Here is a 15,217-nt window from a genome sequence, read left to right on the forward strand (position 1 = left end):
CGTGGGCACCCCGGAGTGCCGGGCCACGCTCGCCGCCGCGCAGCGCGAGCTGCTCGTCCGCCGCGACCGCCTGGAGGCCCGCTACGTGGCCGACAACGCGGCGGCCGGCTCCACCTTCGCCACCACGGGCAGCGCCGACCGGGCCTACGAGGCGGGCGTGCTCGACGTCGTCTGGGCGTTCTGGCAGTACAGCACCGAGGCGGACTGCGCCGACGTCCCGGTGGCGGCCACCGCCACCGACGACCAGCTGTACGCGTGGTTCGACACCCAGTCCGGCATCACCGGCAACAGTGACCAGTCGCTCGCCCGGTACACCGCGTACTACTACCAGGCGGGCACCCAGCTGGGTTCGCCGTCCTTCGACGTCTCGCACCTGACGGGCCTGCAGCACTACGACTACAAGGAGCTGTACTCGCCGCGCACGTACGTGCCGAAGAACATCCCGATGCGCTTCGACGCGTCCGCGATGCGCGACATCGACCGCTGGGTGAAGCACTCCGCCGAGCGGATGATCTTCGTCTACGGCCAGAACGACCCGTGGGGCGCCGAGCCGTTCCGGCTGGGCCGGGGCAGTGAGGACAGCTACGTCTACACCGTGGCCGGCGGCAACCACGGGTCCAACATCGGCAAGCTGAAGGCCGACGAGTCGGTCCAGGCCACCGCCAAGGTGCTGGAGTGGGCCGGCCTGGCCGACCCGGCCGCCGCAAAGTCCCTCGCGCAGTCCCACCAGATCCCGCCGTTCGGGCCGCTGGACGAGGAAGGCCTCAAGCTGGAGCATCACCGGCTGTAACGCGCCACGGCTGTAACGCGCCACGGCTGTCACGCGTCGCCGGCCGTCACGCATCACCGAGTGTCACGCGTGAGCCGACCGGCCCACCGGGGCCACCCGTCGCCATCGCGACGGGTGGCCCTTCGGCGTCCCCGCCCGCTGCGGAACCTGCGCCGAACGCGGAATCCTCCCCGGACGCAAGCCCCCCGCCGGACGCGGAGAACGCCGCGCGCCCCCTCCCCGAAGCAATGAATCGGTGCTTCAATACTTTCATGGCCTATCGACGCACCCCCGCCGTACAAGCCCGACTGGACGCCCAGCGCGAGGCGGTTCTGCAGGCTGCGGTCGGGTTGCTCGCCGAGCGCGGCTACGGCGGCTGCTCGATGGCCGCCGTCGCGGACCGCGCCGGGATCGCCACCGGCAGCCTCTACCAGCACTTCGCCAACAAGGCCGAGCTGTCGGTCGAGCTGTTCCGCCGGGTGGTCAACCGCGAGATCGCCGCGGTGACCTCGGCCGTCGCCCGCCACGAGACCCCGAAGCGGCGGATCGCCGCCGTGGTCGAGACCTTCGCCGCCCGCGCCCTGCGGGCGCCCAGGCTCGCCCACGTACTGCTGGTCGAGCCGGCCGACGCCGTCGTGGACGCCGAACGGCTGGTGTTCCGGCGGGCGTTCCGCGATGTGATCGCCACCGAGATCGCCACCGCCGTGGCGGCCGGCCAACTGCCCCGGCAGGACCCGGAGCTGACCGCGGCTGCCCTGGTCGGCGCGGTGGGCGAGGCACTGGCCGGTCCGCTCGCCGCGGCCCACGCACCCGTTTCCGGGGACACCCCGCCCGAGGTGGTCCCCGCCCTGGTCTCCTTCACCCTGCGTGCCCTGGGAGGACGCGATGACAGCGACGCCTGACACGACCACGCCTGACACGACCACGCCTGACACGACCACGCCTGACACGACCACGCCTGACACGACCACGCCCGACACGACCACGCCCGACACGACCACGCCCGACACGACCGCGCCCGACACGACCGCGCCCGACGTGACCGCACCCACTCCGGTGGCCCCCGCTCCGGTGTACGCGCCCTCCCGGACGCACGAGGTCACCAACCAGGTGCCGCTGCCGTACGGGCACGACACCGCCGCCGACCCGACCCTGCTCGCAGGCCTGCACCGGGCCGGCGCGGGCTGGGCCGAGGCCGAGCTGCACGAGCTCGGCCGGCTGGCCGGCTCCGAACAGGCCGCCGACTGGGGGCGGTTGGCCAATGAGAACCCGCCCGTGCTGCGCACGCACGACCGGTTCGGTCACCGGATCGACGAGGTCGAGTTCCACCCGTACTGGCACGAGCTGATGCGCACCGCCGTCGGCCACGGTCTGCACGCCACGCCCTGGCGGGACGGCCGGCCGGGCGCGCACTCCGCCCGCGCCGCCAAGTTCTTCGTCTGGGGCCAGGTCGAGGCCGGTCACACCTGCCCGATCTCGATGACCTACGCCGCCGTCCCCGCCCTACGCGCGAACCCGGCGCTGGCTGCCGAGTTGGAGCCGCTGCTGGCCGCGACCGAGTACGACTTCGGGCTGCGCGAGCCGCACGGCAAGCGCGGACTGATCGCCGGCATGTCGATGACCGAGAAGCAGGGCGGCTCGGACGTCCGCACCAACACCACGACCGCCGCTCCGCAGGCGGACGGCACCTACCGGCTGACCGGCCACAAGTGGTTCACCTCGGCGCCGATGTCGGACCTCTTCCTGACGCTCGCCCAGGCGCCGGGCGGGCTGAGCTGCTTCATGCTGCCCCGCGTCCTGCCGGACGGCACCCGCAACCGCCTCCACCTCCAGCGGCTCAAGGACAAGCTGGGCAACAAGTCCAACGCCTCCGCCGAGCTCGAGTACGACGGCGCGGTCGGCTGGCTGGTGGGGGAGGAGGGCCGGGGGGTCCGGACCATCATCGAGATGGTCAACATGACCCGTCTCGACTGCACCGTAGGCGCCGCCTCCGGCATGCGCCTGGGGGCCACCCGGGCGGTCCAGCACGCCCTGCACCGGCGGGCGTTCGGCAAGGCGCTGGTCGACCAGCCGCTGATGCGCAACGTGCTCGCCGACCTGGTGGTGGAGTCCGAGGCGGCCACCGTCGTGGCGATGCGCCTCGCCGAGGCCACCGACCGGGCGCTGGCCGGGGACGGGGCCGAGGCGCTGGTGCGCCGGCTGGGGCTGGCCGTCGCCAAGTACTGGGTCTGCAAGCGCGGTCCGGCGCACGCCGCCGAGGCACTGGAGTGCCTGGGCGGCAACGGCTACGTCGAGGAGTCCGGGATGCCCCGGCTCTACCGCGAGGCGCCGCTGGTCTCGATCTGGGAGGGCTCCGGCAACGTCGCCGCCCTGGACGCGCTGCGCGCCATGGCCAAGCACCCGGAGACCGTCGAGGCCTTCCTCGGCGAGCTGGACGCCGCCGCCGGCGCGGACCGCCGGCTGGACGCCGCCGTCGCCGAACTCCGCAAGCAGCTCACCGATCTGAGCGATCTCGAGTACCGGACGCGCCGACTGGTCGAGGCGATGGCGCTGGCCTTCCAGGGATCGCTGCTGGTCCGCCACGGCGACCCGGCGGTGGCCGACGCCTTCTGCGCCTCCCGCCTCGGCGGCGACCACGGCGCGGCCTTCGGCACCCTGCCCGCCGGCCTCGACGCCGGGGCGATCATCGACCGCGCCCGCCCGGTGCCCGCATGAGCGCGGACGACGCGGCCGAGACCGCCGAGGCGGACACGGCGACCGAGGCAGACAAGGCAACCAAAGCGGACGAGGCCGATGCGGTCCGCGGCTTCTGGCAGGCGCTCGGCCTCCCCGGCCTGATCGACGTGCACACCCACTTCATGCCGAAGAACGTCCTCGACAAGGTGTGGGCGTACTTCGACCTGGCCGGTCCGCTCGTCAACCGGCCCTGGCCGATCACCTACCGCGTCGCCGAGGCCGAACGGGTCGAGCGGCTGCGGGAGTTCGGCGTCCGGGCGTTCACCTCCATGCTGTACCCGCACAAGCCCGGGATGGCGGCCTGGCTGAACGCCTGGGCCGCCGACTTCGCCGCCCGCACCCCGGACTGCCTGCACACCGCGACCTTCTTCGCCGAACCCGAGGCGCCCGGTTACGTGGCGCGGGCGGTCGAGGACGGCGCCCGGGTGTTCAAGGCGCACCTCCAGGTCGGCGGCTACGACCCGACGGACCGCCGGCTGGACGCGGTCTGGGGGCTGCTGGCCGAGACCGGTACGCCGGTGGTCACCCACTGCGGATCCGGGCCGGTGGCGGGCAAGTTCACCGGCCCGGGCCCGATCGGCGAGGTCCTGGACCGGCACCCGGGGCTGGTCCTGGTGGTCGCCCATCTCGGCATGTCCGAGTACCGGGACTTCCTCGACCTCGCCGAGCGCCACCCGTCCGTCCGGCTGGACACCACCATGGCGTTCACCGACTTCGTCGAGGCCGACGACCCGTTCCCGCGCAGTGAACTGCCCCGCCTGCGCGCGCTCCAGGACCGCGTCCTGCTCGGCAGCGACTTCCCCAACATCCCGTACCGGTACGTCCACCAGCTGGAGGCGCTGGCCGGGCTGGGGCTGGGGGAGGAGTGGCTGCGGGCGGTCTGCCACGACAACGCGGCCGCACTCTTCGGGCTCGCCCCGACGGGCTGACCCTGGCGGGCCGACCAGTGGCGGGCCGCCCGGTGCCCGGCCGGCCCGGCCGGGCACCCACCACGCCCCGGTCACCGCACGGTCCGCAGCACCTCCACCAGGGCCGGGTGCAGCCCGGGCGCGGCGGCGAGGAAGCTGTCCGAGCCGGGCGTCCAGGCCGCCCCGGCGGCGTCCGTCACCGTCGCGCCCGCCTCGGCCGCGATCAGGGCGCCCGGCAGCAGGTTGCCCGCGTCCGCCCCGTACTCCCAGAACAGCGTCAGGTGTCCGGAGCCGACCTGGGCGACCTGCAAGGAGGTCGGGCCGAGGCAGCGGACCGCCAGGACCGAGCCCAGCACCGCCGTGAGCGACTCGCCCGCGCGGCGCAGCGCCACCGGGTCCGCGGCCACCAGCGGCGGCTGCGCCGTCCCCGCGACGGCCACCGCCGGGTCGCGCTCCAGCGGTGCGACGGGCCGCCCGTCCAGTTCGGCGCCGCCGCCGCGGACCGCGCGGTACGTCCGCCCGCCGAGCTCGGGGGTGTGCACCACGGCCAGCACCGCGACGCCGTCCCGGACCAGCGTGGCGGTGACCGCCCACGGCTGCTGGCCGAGCAGGTACTGCACGGCGCCGTCGGTCGCGTCGCAGAGCCACCACTCGCCCTCGGCCGGTACCGTGCCCGCCGGTTCGTCGCTCACCCAGCCGGCCTGCGGACGCAGCGCGCCCAGCCGGGCCCGCAGCCGGGCGGCGGCCGGGTCGTCCAACTCGGCGAAGCGCGCGGTCAGTTCCCCGAGCGTCCGCCCGGGGGTGGGGCCGGCCGGCCGCGCCGCCGCCAGCTCCGCGCCGACCTCCCGCACCGCCGCCTCGACCCCGGGCAGCAGTTCCCTGAGCGCCCGTACCTCGTCCATGGCCGTCCTCCGATCCGTCGCGGGCCGGGAGGGGAACCCCGGCCGTCGGGTACCAGGAGTACCGTCGGTGCTGCCGAACAGGACGGACAGCCGGGCGGTTCCGGCGGAGATCGGACTTCATGGACCTCTCGACTGCTGATCCGGACAGCGTGCTGGACGCGCTGGACCGCCGCCTGGTCTGCGCGCTGCAGGTCGACGGCCGGGCCGAGACCGGCCGGATCGCCGAGGTGCTCGGCGTCTCCGCGCGGACGGTCACCCGCCGGCTGGCCCGGCTGCAGCAGACCGGGCTGCTGCGGGTGGTCCGGATGCCCGACGTCGAGGACGCCGCCGTCGGTGCGCTGCTGCTGCGCGTCCGGGTGCTGCGCGGCAAGGCCGACACCATCGCCCAGGCCCTGGCCGACCGCCCGGACGTCCCCTTCGTCGACGTCATGCTCGGCGGCCAGGAGATCGGTGCGGTGATGCAGGGCGACGCCGGTGGCCGGGACCAGCTGCTGTACGGGCGGTTGCCCGCCACCGCGGCGGTCACCGAGACCACCGCGCACGCGGTGCTGCACGCCTTCTCCGACGCGGGGCAGTGGCGGGCCGGCTACCTGGACGAGGCCGAGGTGGCCGCCCTGACCCCACCGCCCGTCGCGACCGCCCCGGAGAAGCCCCCGCTCGACGCGCTGGACCACGCGCTGCTCGCCCGCCTCGGCGTGGACGCCCGCCAGTCCCACGCCGCTCTGGCGGCGGCCGTCGGCGCTCCCGAGTCGACCGTCCGCCGCCGGTTGCACCGGCTCGCCGGCGCCGGTCTGCTGCGCACCCACGCCACCGTCGATCCACGGCTGCTGGGCATGGCCGTGGACGCCAACCTCTGGCTGGACGTCCCCCCGGGCCGGCTCGCCGAGGTCGGTACGGCGCTGGCCCGCCACCCCCAGGTGCACGGGGTGTTCGCGACCAGCGGTCCGGCGAACCTGGTGGCCACCCTGTTCTGCGCGGACCACGGCGGTCTCTACCGCTTCCTCACCGGAACACTCGGCCCGCTCGGCGTCGACCGGGCCGAGACGGCGATCGTCGCCCGCGCGGTGAAGCGGGCGGGCGTCCCGGTGTGGCGTCCGCGACCACGGACCTGAACCGGATCGCGGCGCCGGGCAGGCGGCAGCGCCCCCGCGCCGGTATCCCCCGCGCCGGTATCCCCCGGCGGGCGGCCGAGGGTCAGGCGCCGGTGGTCGAACCCGGCCGGATGACCATCAGGACGACGACCACGGCCCAGAGCAGGTTGAACACCCCGGCCGTCATCGGCAGCAGCCGCAGGCCCTGGACGGCCTTGCCGTGCTCCGGTGCCCCGGCGTCGAGGTCGAGCGCGTCCACCGCGGCCTGCTGCGCGGGCAGTACGAACAGCAGCAGCGCGAGCGCCGAAAGCGCGGTGAGCACCATGGAGACGATCAGCCAGGACTGCCCGAGCACGTCCATCACCTGGGCGACGCCGATGCCCAGGATCGGGACGGCTATCCCCAGCAGCGCGTAGACCTGGGTGATCCGGTGCAGCAGTCGCAGGGTGCCGGCCTCGGCGGCCCGCTCCGGTCCGCCGGCCAGTGCGGCAGCGGCCCGGCGCGGGAACATGCTGACGGCCACCGCCACCGGGCCGATGAACAGCACCGAGGCGAGGACGTGCAGGCTCAGCAGGAACTTGGCCATGGCGGGAACACCCTTTGATCCAACGGGGGCTGCGAGCCGGGGACGCGGCGCGGGCAGCCGGGGCGTCCGGTTTCCGAGCCCCGAGCAGGCACGCTAACACCGCTTATCCGGGCCCCGGCCGCGCGGGTGGGGCCACGCTCCAGGGGGCGGGCGGGCCCGTGGGTCAGCCGGCCGGCGGCGTCAGCACCACGACCCGGGGGGCGGCGGTGCTGGCGACCGAGACGGCCGCTCCCTGTCGGACGTCCGCCCAGTCGAGCAGGTGGAGGTCCTGGTAGCGGCTGTGCAGCGGCTCGCCCGCCGGCACGTCGAGCGGCAGTGCGGAGAGGTCGACGCCGGCCAGGGTGTCCAGGCTGGCCCGGCCGAGCTTGATCAGCGACTCCTTGCGCACCCACAGGCGCAGGAACGCCCGCCCGGGCTCCGGGTGCGCCTCGACCTGCCGCAGTTCGGCCGGGCTGAGGACCCGTGCGGCGACGTCGAGGAGCGAGCCGCTCCGGGCCGTCAGCTCGACGTCGACGCCGACCGGCTGGTACCCGGCGGCGGCCGCGACGACGCCGCGGGTGTGCGAGAGGCTCACCTGGACGTCCGGGTGGTCCGGCAGGTAGGGCCGGCCGTGGTCGCCCTTGCCGCAGTCGGGGCAGTTCTGGGCCAGCGTCAGTCCGGTCGCCGGTACGCCGAGCAGCCGGGCGGCGCAGAGCCGGACCAGGATGTGCGCGGCGGTGAAGTCGACCCGCCCCGACTCGTGCCGGAAGCGCGCGGCGCGTTCGTGTTCGAGGGCGGTGAGCAGGTGGTCGCCGGCTTCGGGGTGCCGCAGGACGTCCGCGCTGGCCGAGACGGCGGCGAGCGGAGCCTGCGGGTCCTGGTCCTCGGAAGTCATGGTCCCAACCTAGCGGGGCCGCCCGTGACCGTGGCCGCCCGCGGGCGTGATCGGCGCCCGCCCGGACTGCTTGGGATCGATCCTGACGGTCTGTAGGGTGTGGTTCGTCCGATTTGGTGTTGGATGTACCGGATCTGTCGTATATCGGATGGGATCAACTGAAACGTGGCGGGTTGTGCTACCCGCCGCTCTCTCTGTGCGGAGGAATGTGTCGATGGAGCAGGGCATGGGTTCGCCGGAGCGCAGAACGGCCGCCGACCGGAGGCCGTCGGCCGTCCGCGGACGCCGGGCGGTCCGACTGGCGGTGGCGACCGCCGTCGCCGCGCTCCCGATGGCCGCGGTGCTGACGGTGGGCTCGGCCGCACCACTGGCCCCGCCGCTGGGGGCGTGCTCCGGGCCCGACTGCCCGGCGGTCTGGCCGACGCCGCCGCACAACGGGGACTTCGCCGGGCGGGACGCCACGATCAACGTCTTCACCGGCGGCGACTACACCGTGAACGGCCGGGCGGCCGAGGTCGAGGGCAAGATCGTCATCCTGGGGGACCTCACCGTCGACAAGAGCCAGGGCGGCGGCGCCTTCAACATGGGGGTGGTCGGGGTCGGTTCGCGGGTGGTGCCGCCCAACGGCAGCGACTTCGTGACCGTCGGCGGCGCCGTGGACGTCAAGACCGGCAACCGGATCCTCATCGGCGGCAGCGACTCCAAGGGCGCGGCCTTCGGCAACCTCCGCCACGCGGGCACGGTCACCGGCACCGTCGACATCGACCCCACCGGCCGGTCGGTCGCGGATCCGGACGCCGCCGCGCCCTACCGGTCGGTGCTGAACCAGATCGAGAAGGTCTCCGCCTGCGTCGCCAGGGCGACCGCCACCGGCACGGTCTCGGTGACCGGCAGCGAGGCCACCTTCGCGGGGGACGGGACCAGCATGAAGCAGGTCTTCAACGTCACCGGGAACCTGGGCTCGACCACCCGGCAGATCGGCCTGGTCTTCACCGGCGTCCCGGCCGGTGCCACCGTGGTCGTCAACATGCTGGCGGCCGACCCGGTCATCAACACCTACACCGGTACCGGCCTCCCGGGGGACCGGACCACCGAGATGCGTTCCAGGCTGATGTGGAACTTCCCCACCGCCACCGACGCGCGGATCCTCGGCAGCGCCCAGTTCCAGGGCTCGGTCATGGCGGGCAACGCGGGCGGCACCACGACCATCGCCCAGCCCGGCATGAACGGCCGGGTCTACCTGGCGGGCAATCTGATCCAGACCGGCAACGGCGGCTACGAGATCCACGGTTACCCGTTCGACGGGGACCTGCCGGACTGCGCCGTGACGCCCAGCCCCTCGCCGACCTCGCCGAGCCCGTCGCCGACCTCCCCCAGCCCCACGCCGACCTCCACCTCGCCGTCCCCGACCCCGACCCCGACCTCACCCTCCCCGACGTCGCCGACCTCCACGTCCAGCACCCCGGCCCCCACGTCGTCGAGCCCCGCTCCGACCGGTCCGAGCGAGCGCCCGACCAGCCACCGGCCCAGCAGCCACCGGCCGACCAGCCATCTGCCGGCTCCCGGCTCGTCGACCGGCGGGGGCGGGCAGCTGCCGTCGACCGGCGCGGGTGACGGCCCGGTCGTGCTCGGCCTGGCCGGTGTCGCCGTGCTCGGCCTCGGCGGCCTCGCCGTCCTGGTCGCCCGCCGACGCGGACGCCACAGCTAGCCCGCAGGGCCTGCGGAATCCACCAGATCCACCAGACCCGCAGGCCCCACCGGACCGAGGCGCCTGACCGCCGAGGCGCCGGAGCTCCGTCGGGGCGGCCGGGGCCCCCCCCCGGGGGGCCCCCCCCCCCCCCGCCCCGGCCGCCCCGCGCGCCCCCCCGCCCCCCCCCCGGCCCCCCCCGACCCGCGACCGGCCCCCGTCGGCCGGGGCCCCGGTCCGGGAGCTGTCCTGCGGTGATCCGCGGTGATCTGAGCTGGCCACCGGATCGACCGGCCCCGGGCAGGCCCGTCCTGGCGGGTGGGGACCCGTTCGGCCGGCGCGAACGGGCGTACGCCGCACCTGCTCAGTGCTCGTCGAAGAAGCGCTCCACCGTGTCGCGCTCGGCGGCGACGGCCGCCAGCGACTCGCCGACGATCCGGCCGGCCAGGTCGACCGCCAGTTCGCCGACGTCCTGCCGGAGGGTGACGGCCGCGAGTGCCTGGTCGACGGTGATCCGGGCGTGGGCCTCGGCGACCAGCCGGTCGCGCTCCCGGACCCCGTCCTCGCGGGCCGCCGCGATGGCGGCCGCGCCCTGTTCGGCGGCCTCCTGCCGGATCCGCGCCGCCTCGTGCCGCGCGTCCGCCAGTTCGTTCCGGTAGGCCTCGTAGACGCGATCCGCCTCGGCGTGGAGCGCCTCGGCCCGCTCCACGCCGCCCTCGGTGGCGTCCCGGCGATCGGCCTGGAGCCGCTCGATCCGCGGGAGCACCCGGCGGCCCAGCACCCGGACCATCAGGAGGAAGCAGATCAGGCCGACGATCAGTTGGCCGGGTTCGGGCTTCAGCGGACCGAGCTCGAAGTTCATCTGCTCCCCCTATGACCTGATGTCCCGTCATAGAAGGTGCTGCCCGTCCTGGTTGTGGCCGAACCGCAGCCGAACCGCGGACCGGCTCCTGGGCCGGTCCCGTTCCCGGGCCGGTCCGAACCGGAGCCGGTCCCGCACCTGAGCCAGCCCCGCTCCGGTCAGGTCAGGTCAGGCAGGTCACGTCACCTCGCCGCGCCGGCCGAACCGCTCCGCCCGCCACTCGCCGGTCTCCAGCACCTCCGCCAGCTGCCGCGCGGCGTCCCAGACGTCCACGTACGACAGGTACAGCGGGGTGAAGCCGAAGCGCATGAGGTCCGGTGCGCGGAAGTCCCCGATCACCCCGCGCTCGATCAGCGCCTGCACCACCGGGTAGCCGTCGGCGTGCCGCAGGGCGACCTGGCTGCCGCGCCGGGCGTGCTCGCGCGGGGTGGCCACCTCGATCCCCTCCAGGCCCTCCACCAGCGCGATGAAGAGGTCGGTCAGGGCCAGGCTCTTCGTCCGTACCGCGTCCAGGTCGGCGCGCTCCCAGATGTCCAGGCTGGTGCCCAGCGCGGCCTGGCCGAGCAGCGAGGGCGAGCTGGTCAGGAAGCGCCCGATGCCCTCCTTCGGGTCGTACCCGGGCTCGAAGGCGAACGGGCGGGCGTGGCCGAACCAGCCGCTCAGCGGCTGCCGCGGGCCGGCCGCGAGGTGGCGCCGGGCCACGTACAGGAAGGCCGGCGCGCCGGGGCCGGCGTTCAGGTACTTGTAGGTGCAGCCGACCGCGAAGTCAGCGTTGCTCGCGTCGAGTTCGATCGGCAGGGCGCCCACCGAGTGGCAGACGTCCCAGATCATCAGGGCGCCCGCGGCCTGCACCCGGGCGGTGATCCCGGGCATGTCCAGCAGCTCGCCGGTGCGGTAGTCCACGTGCGAGAGGACGACGACGGCGACGTCCGCGTCCAGGTGCCGGTCGAGCTCCCCGGGGGTGGTCAGCACGCTGCGCGCGCCCTCGAACAGCCCGGTCACGCCCTCGGCGATGTAGAGGTCGGTGGGGAAGGCCGCGCCGTCGCCGAGCACCGTGTGCCGGCCGGGGCGCAGCCGCAGCGCGGCCGTCAGCACCTTGAACAGGTTGACCGAGGTGGTGTCGCAGACCACGACCTCCTCGGTCCCGGCCCCGATCAGCGGCGCGATCCGCCGGCCGAGCCGGTAGGGCTGCTCGAACCAGCCGGCCTCGTTCCAGCTGCGGATCAGCTCGCGGCCCCACTCCTCCTCGACGACCTGCCGCACCCGCTCCGGGGTGCGGGCCGGCAGTGCTCCGAGCGAGTTCCCGTCCAGGTAGACGACGCCCTCGGGCAGGGCGAACTCCTTGCGGAACGCCGCCAGCGGGTCGACGGCGTCCAGCGCCGCGCACTCCTCGCGCGTCATGATGCCCAACGTCCTGCCCACTCTCTCGCTCACAGCTCGTCCCGTACGGTCCACAGCTCGGGGAACACGTCCTGCTCGGCGGCCTTGCGCAGCCAGGTGAGGCCGCTGGAGCCGCCCGAGCCGGGCTTGGCGCCCATCGCGCGCTTCACCGCTGCCAGGTGCCGCTGGCGCCAGCGGGTGACCCGCTCGGCGACGTCCAGCAGCGCCTCGGCGAGCGGCTGCAGCGCCGCGTGCGCGGGGTCGGCGTAGACCTGCCGCCAGGCGGCCTCGACGGCCGGATCGGCCCGGTGCCGCTGCTCGGAGGGCTCGTGCGGCACCGCCAGTCCGCGCCGGGCGAGCAGCGCCAGGGCGTCGTCGTACAGACCGGGGGCGCGCAGCGCCTCGCTCAGCTCGGCCCGCGTCTCGGGTATCTCGTCGTACATCCGCAGCAGGCCGGCGTTCTTGTTGCCCAGCAGGAACTCCAGGTGCAGGAAGGCCGAGGACTGGAACCCGGAGGCCTCGCCGAACACCGAGCGGAAGGCGTTGAACTCCTGCGGGGTCATGGTCGCCAGCAGGTCCCAGGACTCCACCAGGACGTCCTGCACATGGGTGCCGCGCCGCAGCGCGGCCAGCGCGGCCGGCAGGTCGTCCTCGCGCATGGCCTGCTGGGCCAGCGTCCACTCGTGCCGGAGCAGGCCGAAGAGCAGCTCCATCACCTGGGTGGTGACGATGAACGACAGCTCGGCCGGGACCTTGCTGCGCGGCTGCTGCAGGCTGTGCAGTTCCTCCAGGCGCGCGTACCGGGCGTAGGGGGTGCCCCGACCCGGCTCACCGCCCCGACCGAACGACAGGTTGGGTGTCTCCACCGTGTCGTGCCCCATCCCGATCCCTCCTGATGACCCGGCCGGCGGATGCCGCCCTACCGGTGACGCGGCCGCCTGCTGGTCCGTAGTGGCCGGGGCCCCATTGTGCGGCGGTCACTGCCCCCACTTGAATGGGCACCGGGCACGGCAACCGCAGCCGGACCTGCCGATCGAGAGGTCTTCCCACCGATTCCCTTTACGATCGCAAAAGAGCGGGATCCAGCCAGTCGATCAACCTCTCCGGGAGCCGCCATGGACGCCGTCGACCGCCGCCTGCTGGCCGAGCTGCAGGCCGATGCCCGGCTCTCGTACAACGAACTCTCCCGCCGGGTGAGCCTCTCCGCACCCGCCGTCGCCGAACGGGTGCGCCGGTTGGAGGCCGAGGGGGTGATCAGCGGGTACCACGCCCACGTCGACCCCGCCCGGGCCGGGCTGCCGATCACCGCGCTGGTCCAGCTCCAGTGCTACGGCCCGCGCTGCGTGCTGCGCGACCCGGAGGTGCCGCGGTGGCCGGAGGTCCTCCAGCTGCACCGGGTGACCGGCGGGGCCTGCTGCGTGCTGCTGGTGGCGGTACCCGCGATGGCCGCCTTCGAGGCACTGATCGACCGCCTCGGCGGCTACGGGCAGCCGGCCAGCTCGATGATCCTCTCCAGCCCGGTGCCCTGGCGGCCGGTGGTCGCGCCCTGACGCCCGCGCCGGCGCCGCGCCGTCCTCAGTGCGCCTCGGGCAGGTGCAGGCCCAGCCCCGCCAGGCCGTTCAGGAACAGCTCCACGCCGACCGCCGCCAGCAGCAGGCCGAGCAGCCGGGAGAGCACCTCCAGCGACGTCCGGTGGGTGCGCCGCATCAGCGGGGCGAGCGCCGCCACGCAGATGTAGTTGATCACCACCACGGCGATGTAGGCGCCGACGACGGTGGTCCGCCAGCCCCAGTCGTCCTTGCTGAGCGAGCCCACCAGCACCGCGGTGACCGCCAGCGGGCTGGCCACGTACGGCAGCATCAGTTCGCGGATGCCGTCCACCATCGGGTTCGGCAGGTGGTCGTCGTCCTCGCCGGTGCCGGCGCCGAGGTGGATGCCGAGGACCAGGGCGACGGCGTAGACGAAGAAGATCGTCCCGCCGGCCAGTTGCAGCGACTGGTCGCTGATGTGGAACAGCGAGGTCACGAAGTCCGCGCTGTAGGCGAGCACCAGGCCGATCAGGGCGGTGATCAGGGAACTCCAGGCCGCCAGCCGCCGCAGTTCGTGGGTGCTGCGGGTGGCGGCCAGCCGGGCGAAGGACAGCAGGACCTTCGGCGGGCCGACGACGGCGAAGAAGGCGATGAACGCGCTGCTCAGGTTGAAGACGAACATGGGCCAAGCATGATCGGGACGCTCAGCGCAGTTCGACCGCCACGCCCTCGGTGCGCAGGGTGTCGAGGATCGCGTCGAAGTAGCTCAGCCGCCGCCCGCCGATGACGACGGTGCCCGTCAGGTGCCGCCGGGCGGTGCCGGCGTCCCGCCAGACCAGGGTGAACGGGGGAGCGGGCCCGAAGCCGCCGTGCAGGCAGTCGGCCAGCGCGTCGAGGTTGCTGCCGTAGTAGCCGCCGGGGCCGTTCAGGGCGGCGCCCAGGGCGGTGTAGAACGCGACGCGGTCGGTGATCGCGTGGCCGTCCAGCTGGTACGCGGGCGGCGGCGCGGGCGGGTCGGTGGCCATCGTTCCTCCATTCCTCGGTGCTCCGATGTTCGCCCGGATGGCGGCCCCGGGTCGAGCCGGCCCGCCCTTTCGGCTCCTATGGAAGCCGGATCACCTCCGCTGGAACGAGGACTCGACATGTGTCTGAACCGTAAGGATCTCGGCCTGCTGGCCCTGCGCGGCGCCGTCGGCGGGGTGCTGATCGCGCACGGCACCCAGAAGCTGTTCGGCTGGTTCGGTGGCGGCGGCCTGGAGGGCACCACCCAGGCGATGGAGCACATGGGCTTCCACCCGGCCCGGCAGAGCGCCCTGGCGGCCGGCCTCGGCGAGGCCGGCGGCGGCGCGCTGCTGGTGGCCGGGCTGGCCACCCCGGCGGCCGGCGCGGTGGTGGCCGGCACCATGGCGGGCGCGGTCGCGGTGCACGCCCCGTCCGGCTTCTTCGTGATGTCGGGCGGCTACGAGTACCCGGCGTTCCTGGGGGCGACCGGGCTCGCGCTGGGCCTGGCGGGCCCGGGGCGGTACTCGCTCGACCACCTGACCGGCCACGCCTTCGACCGGCCCTGGGTGGGCCTGGTGGCGTTCGCCGCGAGCGCCGCCTCGGCGTACGGCGTGGTGGCCCGCCGCCGGCACGTGGTGCGGCTGCGCGAGGAGCGGGCCGCCGTGGAGGCGCAGACGCAGGAGGGCTCGGGGCTGTCCTGAAACCGCCCCGCCGGGGTTCCGCGCGCCGGGCGGTGCGCGGAACCCCGCGGTCGCGGCCCGCCGCGACCCTCACCCGGATGCCCATCCCTGTTGGCGGGCGCGGTCGCGCCCTCGGAGGGTGGGCGTGAGGTGTGCCGGGCAGCCCGGCGCCGAGCCGGAGCACAGAGCCGCCGCAGCGCGGAGACGAGAG

At 74.4% G+C, this 15,217-nt stretch carries 15 protein-coding genes and 1 pseudogene; 8 read left to right on the forward strand and 8 right to left on the reverse strand.

Annotation, left to right across the window (positions count from 1 at the left end):
- The 4 genes and pseudogenes from ACFWA9_RS18280 to ACFWA9_RS18295 form a co-directional block, all read left to right on the forward strand.
- A pseudogene (locus tag ACFWA9_RS18280) lies at positions 1–790 on the forward strand (aminopeptidase); the annotation flags it as partial.
- A gap of 251 nt (positions 791–1,041) precedes the next feature.
- Entirely contained in the window at positions 1,042–1,671 is a 630-nt protein-coding gene (locus ACFWA9_RS18285) for a TetR/AcrR family transcriptional regulator (protein ID WP_352289629.1), read from the forward strand.
- Between the two features lie 136 nt (positions 1,672–1,807).
- Positions 1,808–3,484: an acyl-CoA dehydrogenase family protein gene (locus ACFWA9_RS18290; protein ID WP_380388239.1), complete on the forward strand. Its 1,677-nt coding sequence runs from the start codon at positions 1,808–1,810 to the stop codon at positions 3,482–3,484.
- Positions 3,481–4,434, forward strand: a complete 954-nt coding sequence (locus ACFWA9_RS18295; protein ID WP_380388241.1) for an amidohydrolase family protein — start codon at positions 3,481–3,483, stop codon at positions 4,432–4,434. Before ACFWA9_RS18290 ends, ACFWA9_RS18295 begins: the two co-directional genes overlap by 4 nt.
- A 71-nt stretch (positions 4,435–4,505) precedes the next feature.
- On the opposite strand, the gene ACFWA9_RS18300 is transcribed toward ACFWA9_RS18295, so the two are convergent.
- Positions 4,506–5,315 carry an inositol monophosphatase family protein gene (locus ACFWA9_RS18300; protein ID WP_380388243.1) on the reverse strand — a complete coding sequence of 270 codons (810 nt, stop codon included), beginning with the start codon at positions 5,313–5,315 and terminating at the stop codon, positions 4,506–4,508.
- A 119-nt stretch (positions 5,316–5,434) separates the two neighbouring features.
- Between ACFWA9_RS18300 and ACFWA9_RS18305 the strand changes: the two genes are divergently transcribed.
- Positions 5,435–6,427 (forward strand): Lrp/AsnC family transcriptional regulator, encoded by a 993-nt coding sequence (locus ACFWA9_RS18305; protein ID WP_380388245.1) that lies wholly within the window; start codon positions 5,435–5,437, stop codon positions 6,425–6,427.
- Between the two features lie 82 nt (positions 6,428–6,509).
- On the opposite strand, the gene ACFWA9_RS18310 is transcribed toward ACFWA9_RS18305, so the two are convergent.
- A complete protein-coding gene (locus tag ACFWA9_RS18310) occupies positions 6,510–6,992 on the reverse strand; it encodes a DUF2269 family protein (RefSeq protein WP_329487445.1) in 483 nt (160 codons plus the stop codon).
- 163 nt (positions 6,993–7,155) lie between these two features.
- Positions 7,156–7,866, reverse strand: a complete 711-nt coding sequence (locus tag ACFWA9_RS18315) for a 4'-phosphopantetheinyl transferase superfamily protein (RefSeq protein ID WP_329487444.1) — start codon at positions 7,864–7,866, stop codon at positions 7,156–7,158.
- Positions 7,867–8,080: 214 nt separating this feature from the next.
- Between ACFWA9_RS18315 and ACFWA9_RS18320 the strand changes: the two genes are divergently transcribed.
- A complete protein-coding gene (locus ACFWA9_RS18320) occupies positions 8,081–9,574 on the forward strand; it encodes a choice-of-anchor A family protein (protein WP_380388247.1) in 1,494 nt (497 codons plus the stop codon).
- 343 nt (positions 9,575–9,917) lie between these two features.
- Here the strand turns inward: ACFWA9_RS18320 and ACFWA9_RS18325 are convergent, their stop codons facing one another.
- From ACFWA9_RS18325 to ACFWA9_RS18335, 3 genes are all read right to left on the reverse strand, one after another.
- Positions 9,918–10,415 (reverse strand): F0F1 ATP synthase subunit B, encoded by a 498-nt coding sequence (locus ACFWA9_RS18325; RefSeq protein ID WP_380388249.1) that lies wholly within the window; start codon positions 10,413–10,415, stop codon positions 9,918–9,920.
- Between the two features lie 177 nt (positions 10,416–10,592).
- A complete protein-coding gene (kynU, locus tag ACFWA9_RS18330) occupies positions 10,593–11,816 on the reverse strand; it encodes a kynureninase (RefSeq protein WP_380388251.1) in 1,224 nt (407 codons plus the stop codon).
- 29 nt (positions 11,817–11,845) lie between these two features.
- A complete protein-coding gene (locus tag ACFWA9_RS18335) occupies positions 11,846–12,676 on the reverse strand; it encodes a tryptophan 2,3-dioxygenase family protein (RefSeq protein ID WP_329487440.1) in 831 nt (276 codons plus the stop codon).
- A gap of 234 nt (positions 12,677–12,910) precedes the next feature.
- Between ACFWA9_RS18335 and ACFWA9_RS18340 the strand changes: the two genes are divergently transcribed.
- Positions 12,911–13,345 carry an Lrp/AsnC family transcriptional regulator gene (locus ACFWA9_RS18340; RefSeq protein WP_329487439.1) on the forward strand — a complete coding sequence of 145 codons (435 nt, stop codon included), beginning with the start codon at positions 12,911–12,913 and terminating at the stop codon, positions 13,343–13,345.
- A 25-nt stretch (positions 13,346–13,370) separates the two neighbouring features.
- On the opposite strand, the gene ACFWA9_RS18345 is transcribed toward ACFWA9_RS18340, so the two are convergent.
- Positions 13,371–14,006, reverse strand: coding sequence for a MarC family protein (locus ACFWA9_RS18345; RefSeq protein ID WP_352289604.1), 636 nt, complete (start codon positions 14,004–14,006; stop codon positions 13,371–13,373).
- Between the two features lie 22 nt (positions 14,007–14,028).
- On the reverse strand, positions 14,029–14,349 hold the full coding sequence (locus tag ACFWA9_RS18350; RefSeq protein ID WP_329487437.1) for a barstar family protein: 321 nt from the start codon (positions 14,347–14,349) through the stop codon (positions 14,029–14,031).
- Positions 14,350–14,466: 117 nt separating this feature from the next.
- Between ACFWA9_RS18350 and ACFWA9_RS18355 the strand changes: the two genes are divergently transcribed.
- Entirely contained in the window at positions 14,467–15,027 is a 561-nt protein-coding gene (locus ACFWA9_RS18355; RefSeq protein ID WP_329487436.1) for a DoxX family protein, read from the forward strand.
- The last annotated feature ends 190 nt before the right edge of the window (positions 15,028–15,217 follow it).

The organism is Kitasatospora sp. NPDC059973, from assembly GCF_042737525.1.
Classification (GTDB): Bacteria; Actinomycetota; Actinomycetes; order Streptomycetales; family Streptomycetaceae; genus Kitasatospora.

What these genes read in the sequence shown, in the direction of transcription:
- ACFWA9_RS18345 (WP_352289604.1), bottom strand. Translation starts at nt 14,006, where the DNA reads ATGTTCGTCTTCAACCTGAGCAGCGCGTTCATCGCCTTCTTCGCCGTC.
- ACFWA9_RS18315 (WP_329487444.1), bottom strand. Translation starts at nt 7,866, where the DNA reads ATGACTTCCGAGGACCAGGACCCGCAGGCTCCGCTCGCCGCCGTCTCG.
- ACFWA9_RS18310 (WP_329487445.1), bottom strand. Translation starts at nt 6,992, where the DNA reads ATGGCCAAGTTCCTGCTGAGCCTGCACGTCCTCGCCTCGGTGCTGTTC.
- ACFWA9_RS18285 (WP_352289629.1), top strand. Translation starts at nt 1,042, where the DNA reads ATGGCCTATCGACGCACCCCCGCCGTACAAGCCCGACTGGACGCCCAG.
- ACFWA9_RS18300 (WP_380388243.1), bottom strand. Translation starts at nt 5,315, where the DNA reads ATGGACGAGGTACGGGCGCTCAGGGAACTGCTGCCCGGGGTCGAGGCG.
- ACFWA9_RS18355 (WP_329487436.1), top strand. Translation starts at nt 14,467, where the DNA reads ATGTGTCTGAACCGTAAGGATCTCGGCCTGCTGGCCCTGCGCGGCGCC.
- kynU (WP_380388251.1), bottom strand. Translation starts at nt 11,816, where the DNA reads ATGACGCGCGAGGAGTGCGCGGCGCTGGACGCCGTCGACCCGCTGGCG.
- ACFWA9_RS18325 (WP_380388249.1), bottom strand. Translation starts at nt 10,415, where the DNA reads ATGAACTTCGAGCTCGGTCCGCTGAAGCCCGAACCCGGCCAACTGATC.
- ACFWA9_RS18350 (WP_329487437.1), bottom strand. Translation starts at nt 14,349, where the DNA reads ATGGCCACCGACCCGCCCGCGCCGCCGCCCGCGTACCAGCTGGACGGC.
- ACFWA9_RS18335 (WP_329487440.1), bottom strand. Translation starts at nt 12,676, where the DNA reads ATGGGGCACGACACGGTGGAGACACCCAACCTGTCGTTCGGTCGGGGC.
- ACFWA9_RS18320 (WP_380388247.1), top strand. Translation starts at nt 8,081, where the DNA reads ATGGAGCAGGGCATGGGTTCGCCGGAGCGCAGAACGGCCGCCGACCGG.
- ACFWA9_RS18340 (WP_329487439.1), top strand. Translation starts at nt 12,911, where the DNA reads ATGGACGCCGTCGACCGCCGCCTGCTGGCCGAGCTGCAGGCCGATGCC.
- ACFWA9_RS18305 (WP_380388245.1), top strand. Translation starts at nt 5,435, where the DNA reads ATGGACCTCTCGACTGCTGATCCGGACAGCGTGCTGGACGCGCTGGAC.
- ACFWA9_RS18295 (WP_380388241.1), top strand. Translation starts at nt 3,481, where the DNA reads ATGAGCGCGGACGACGCGGCCGAGACCGCCGAGGCGGACACGGCGACC.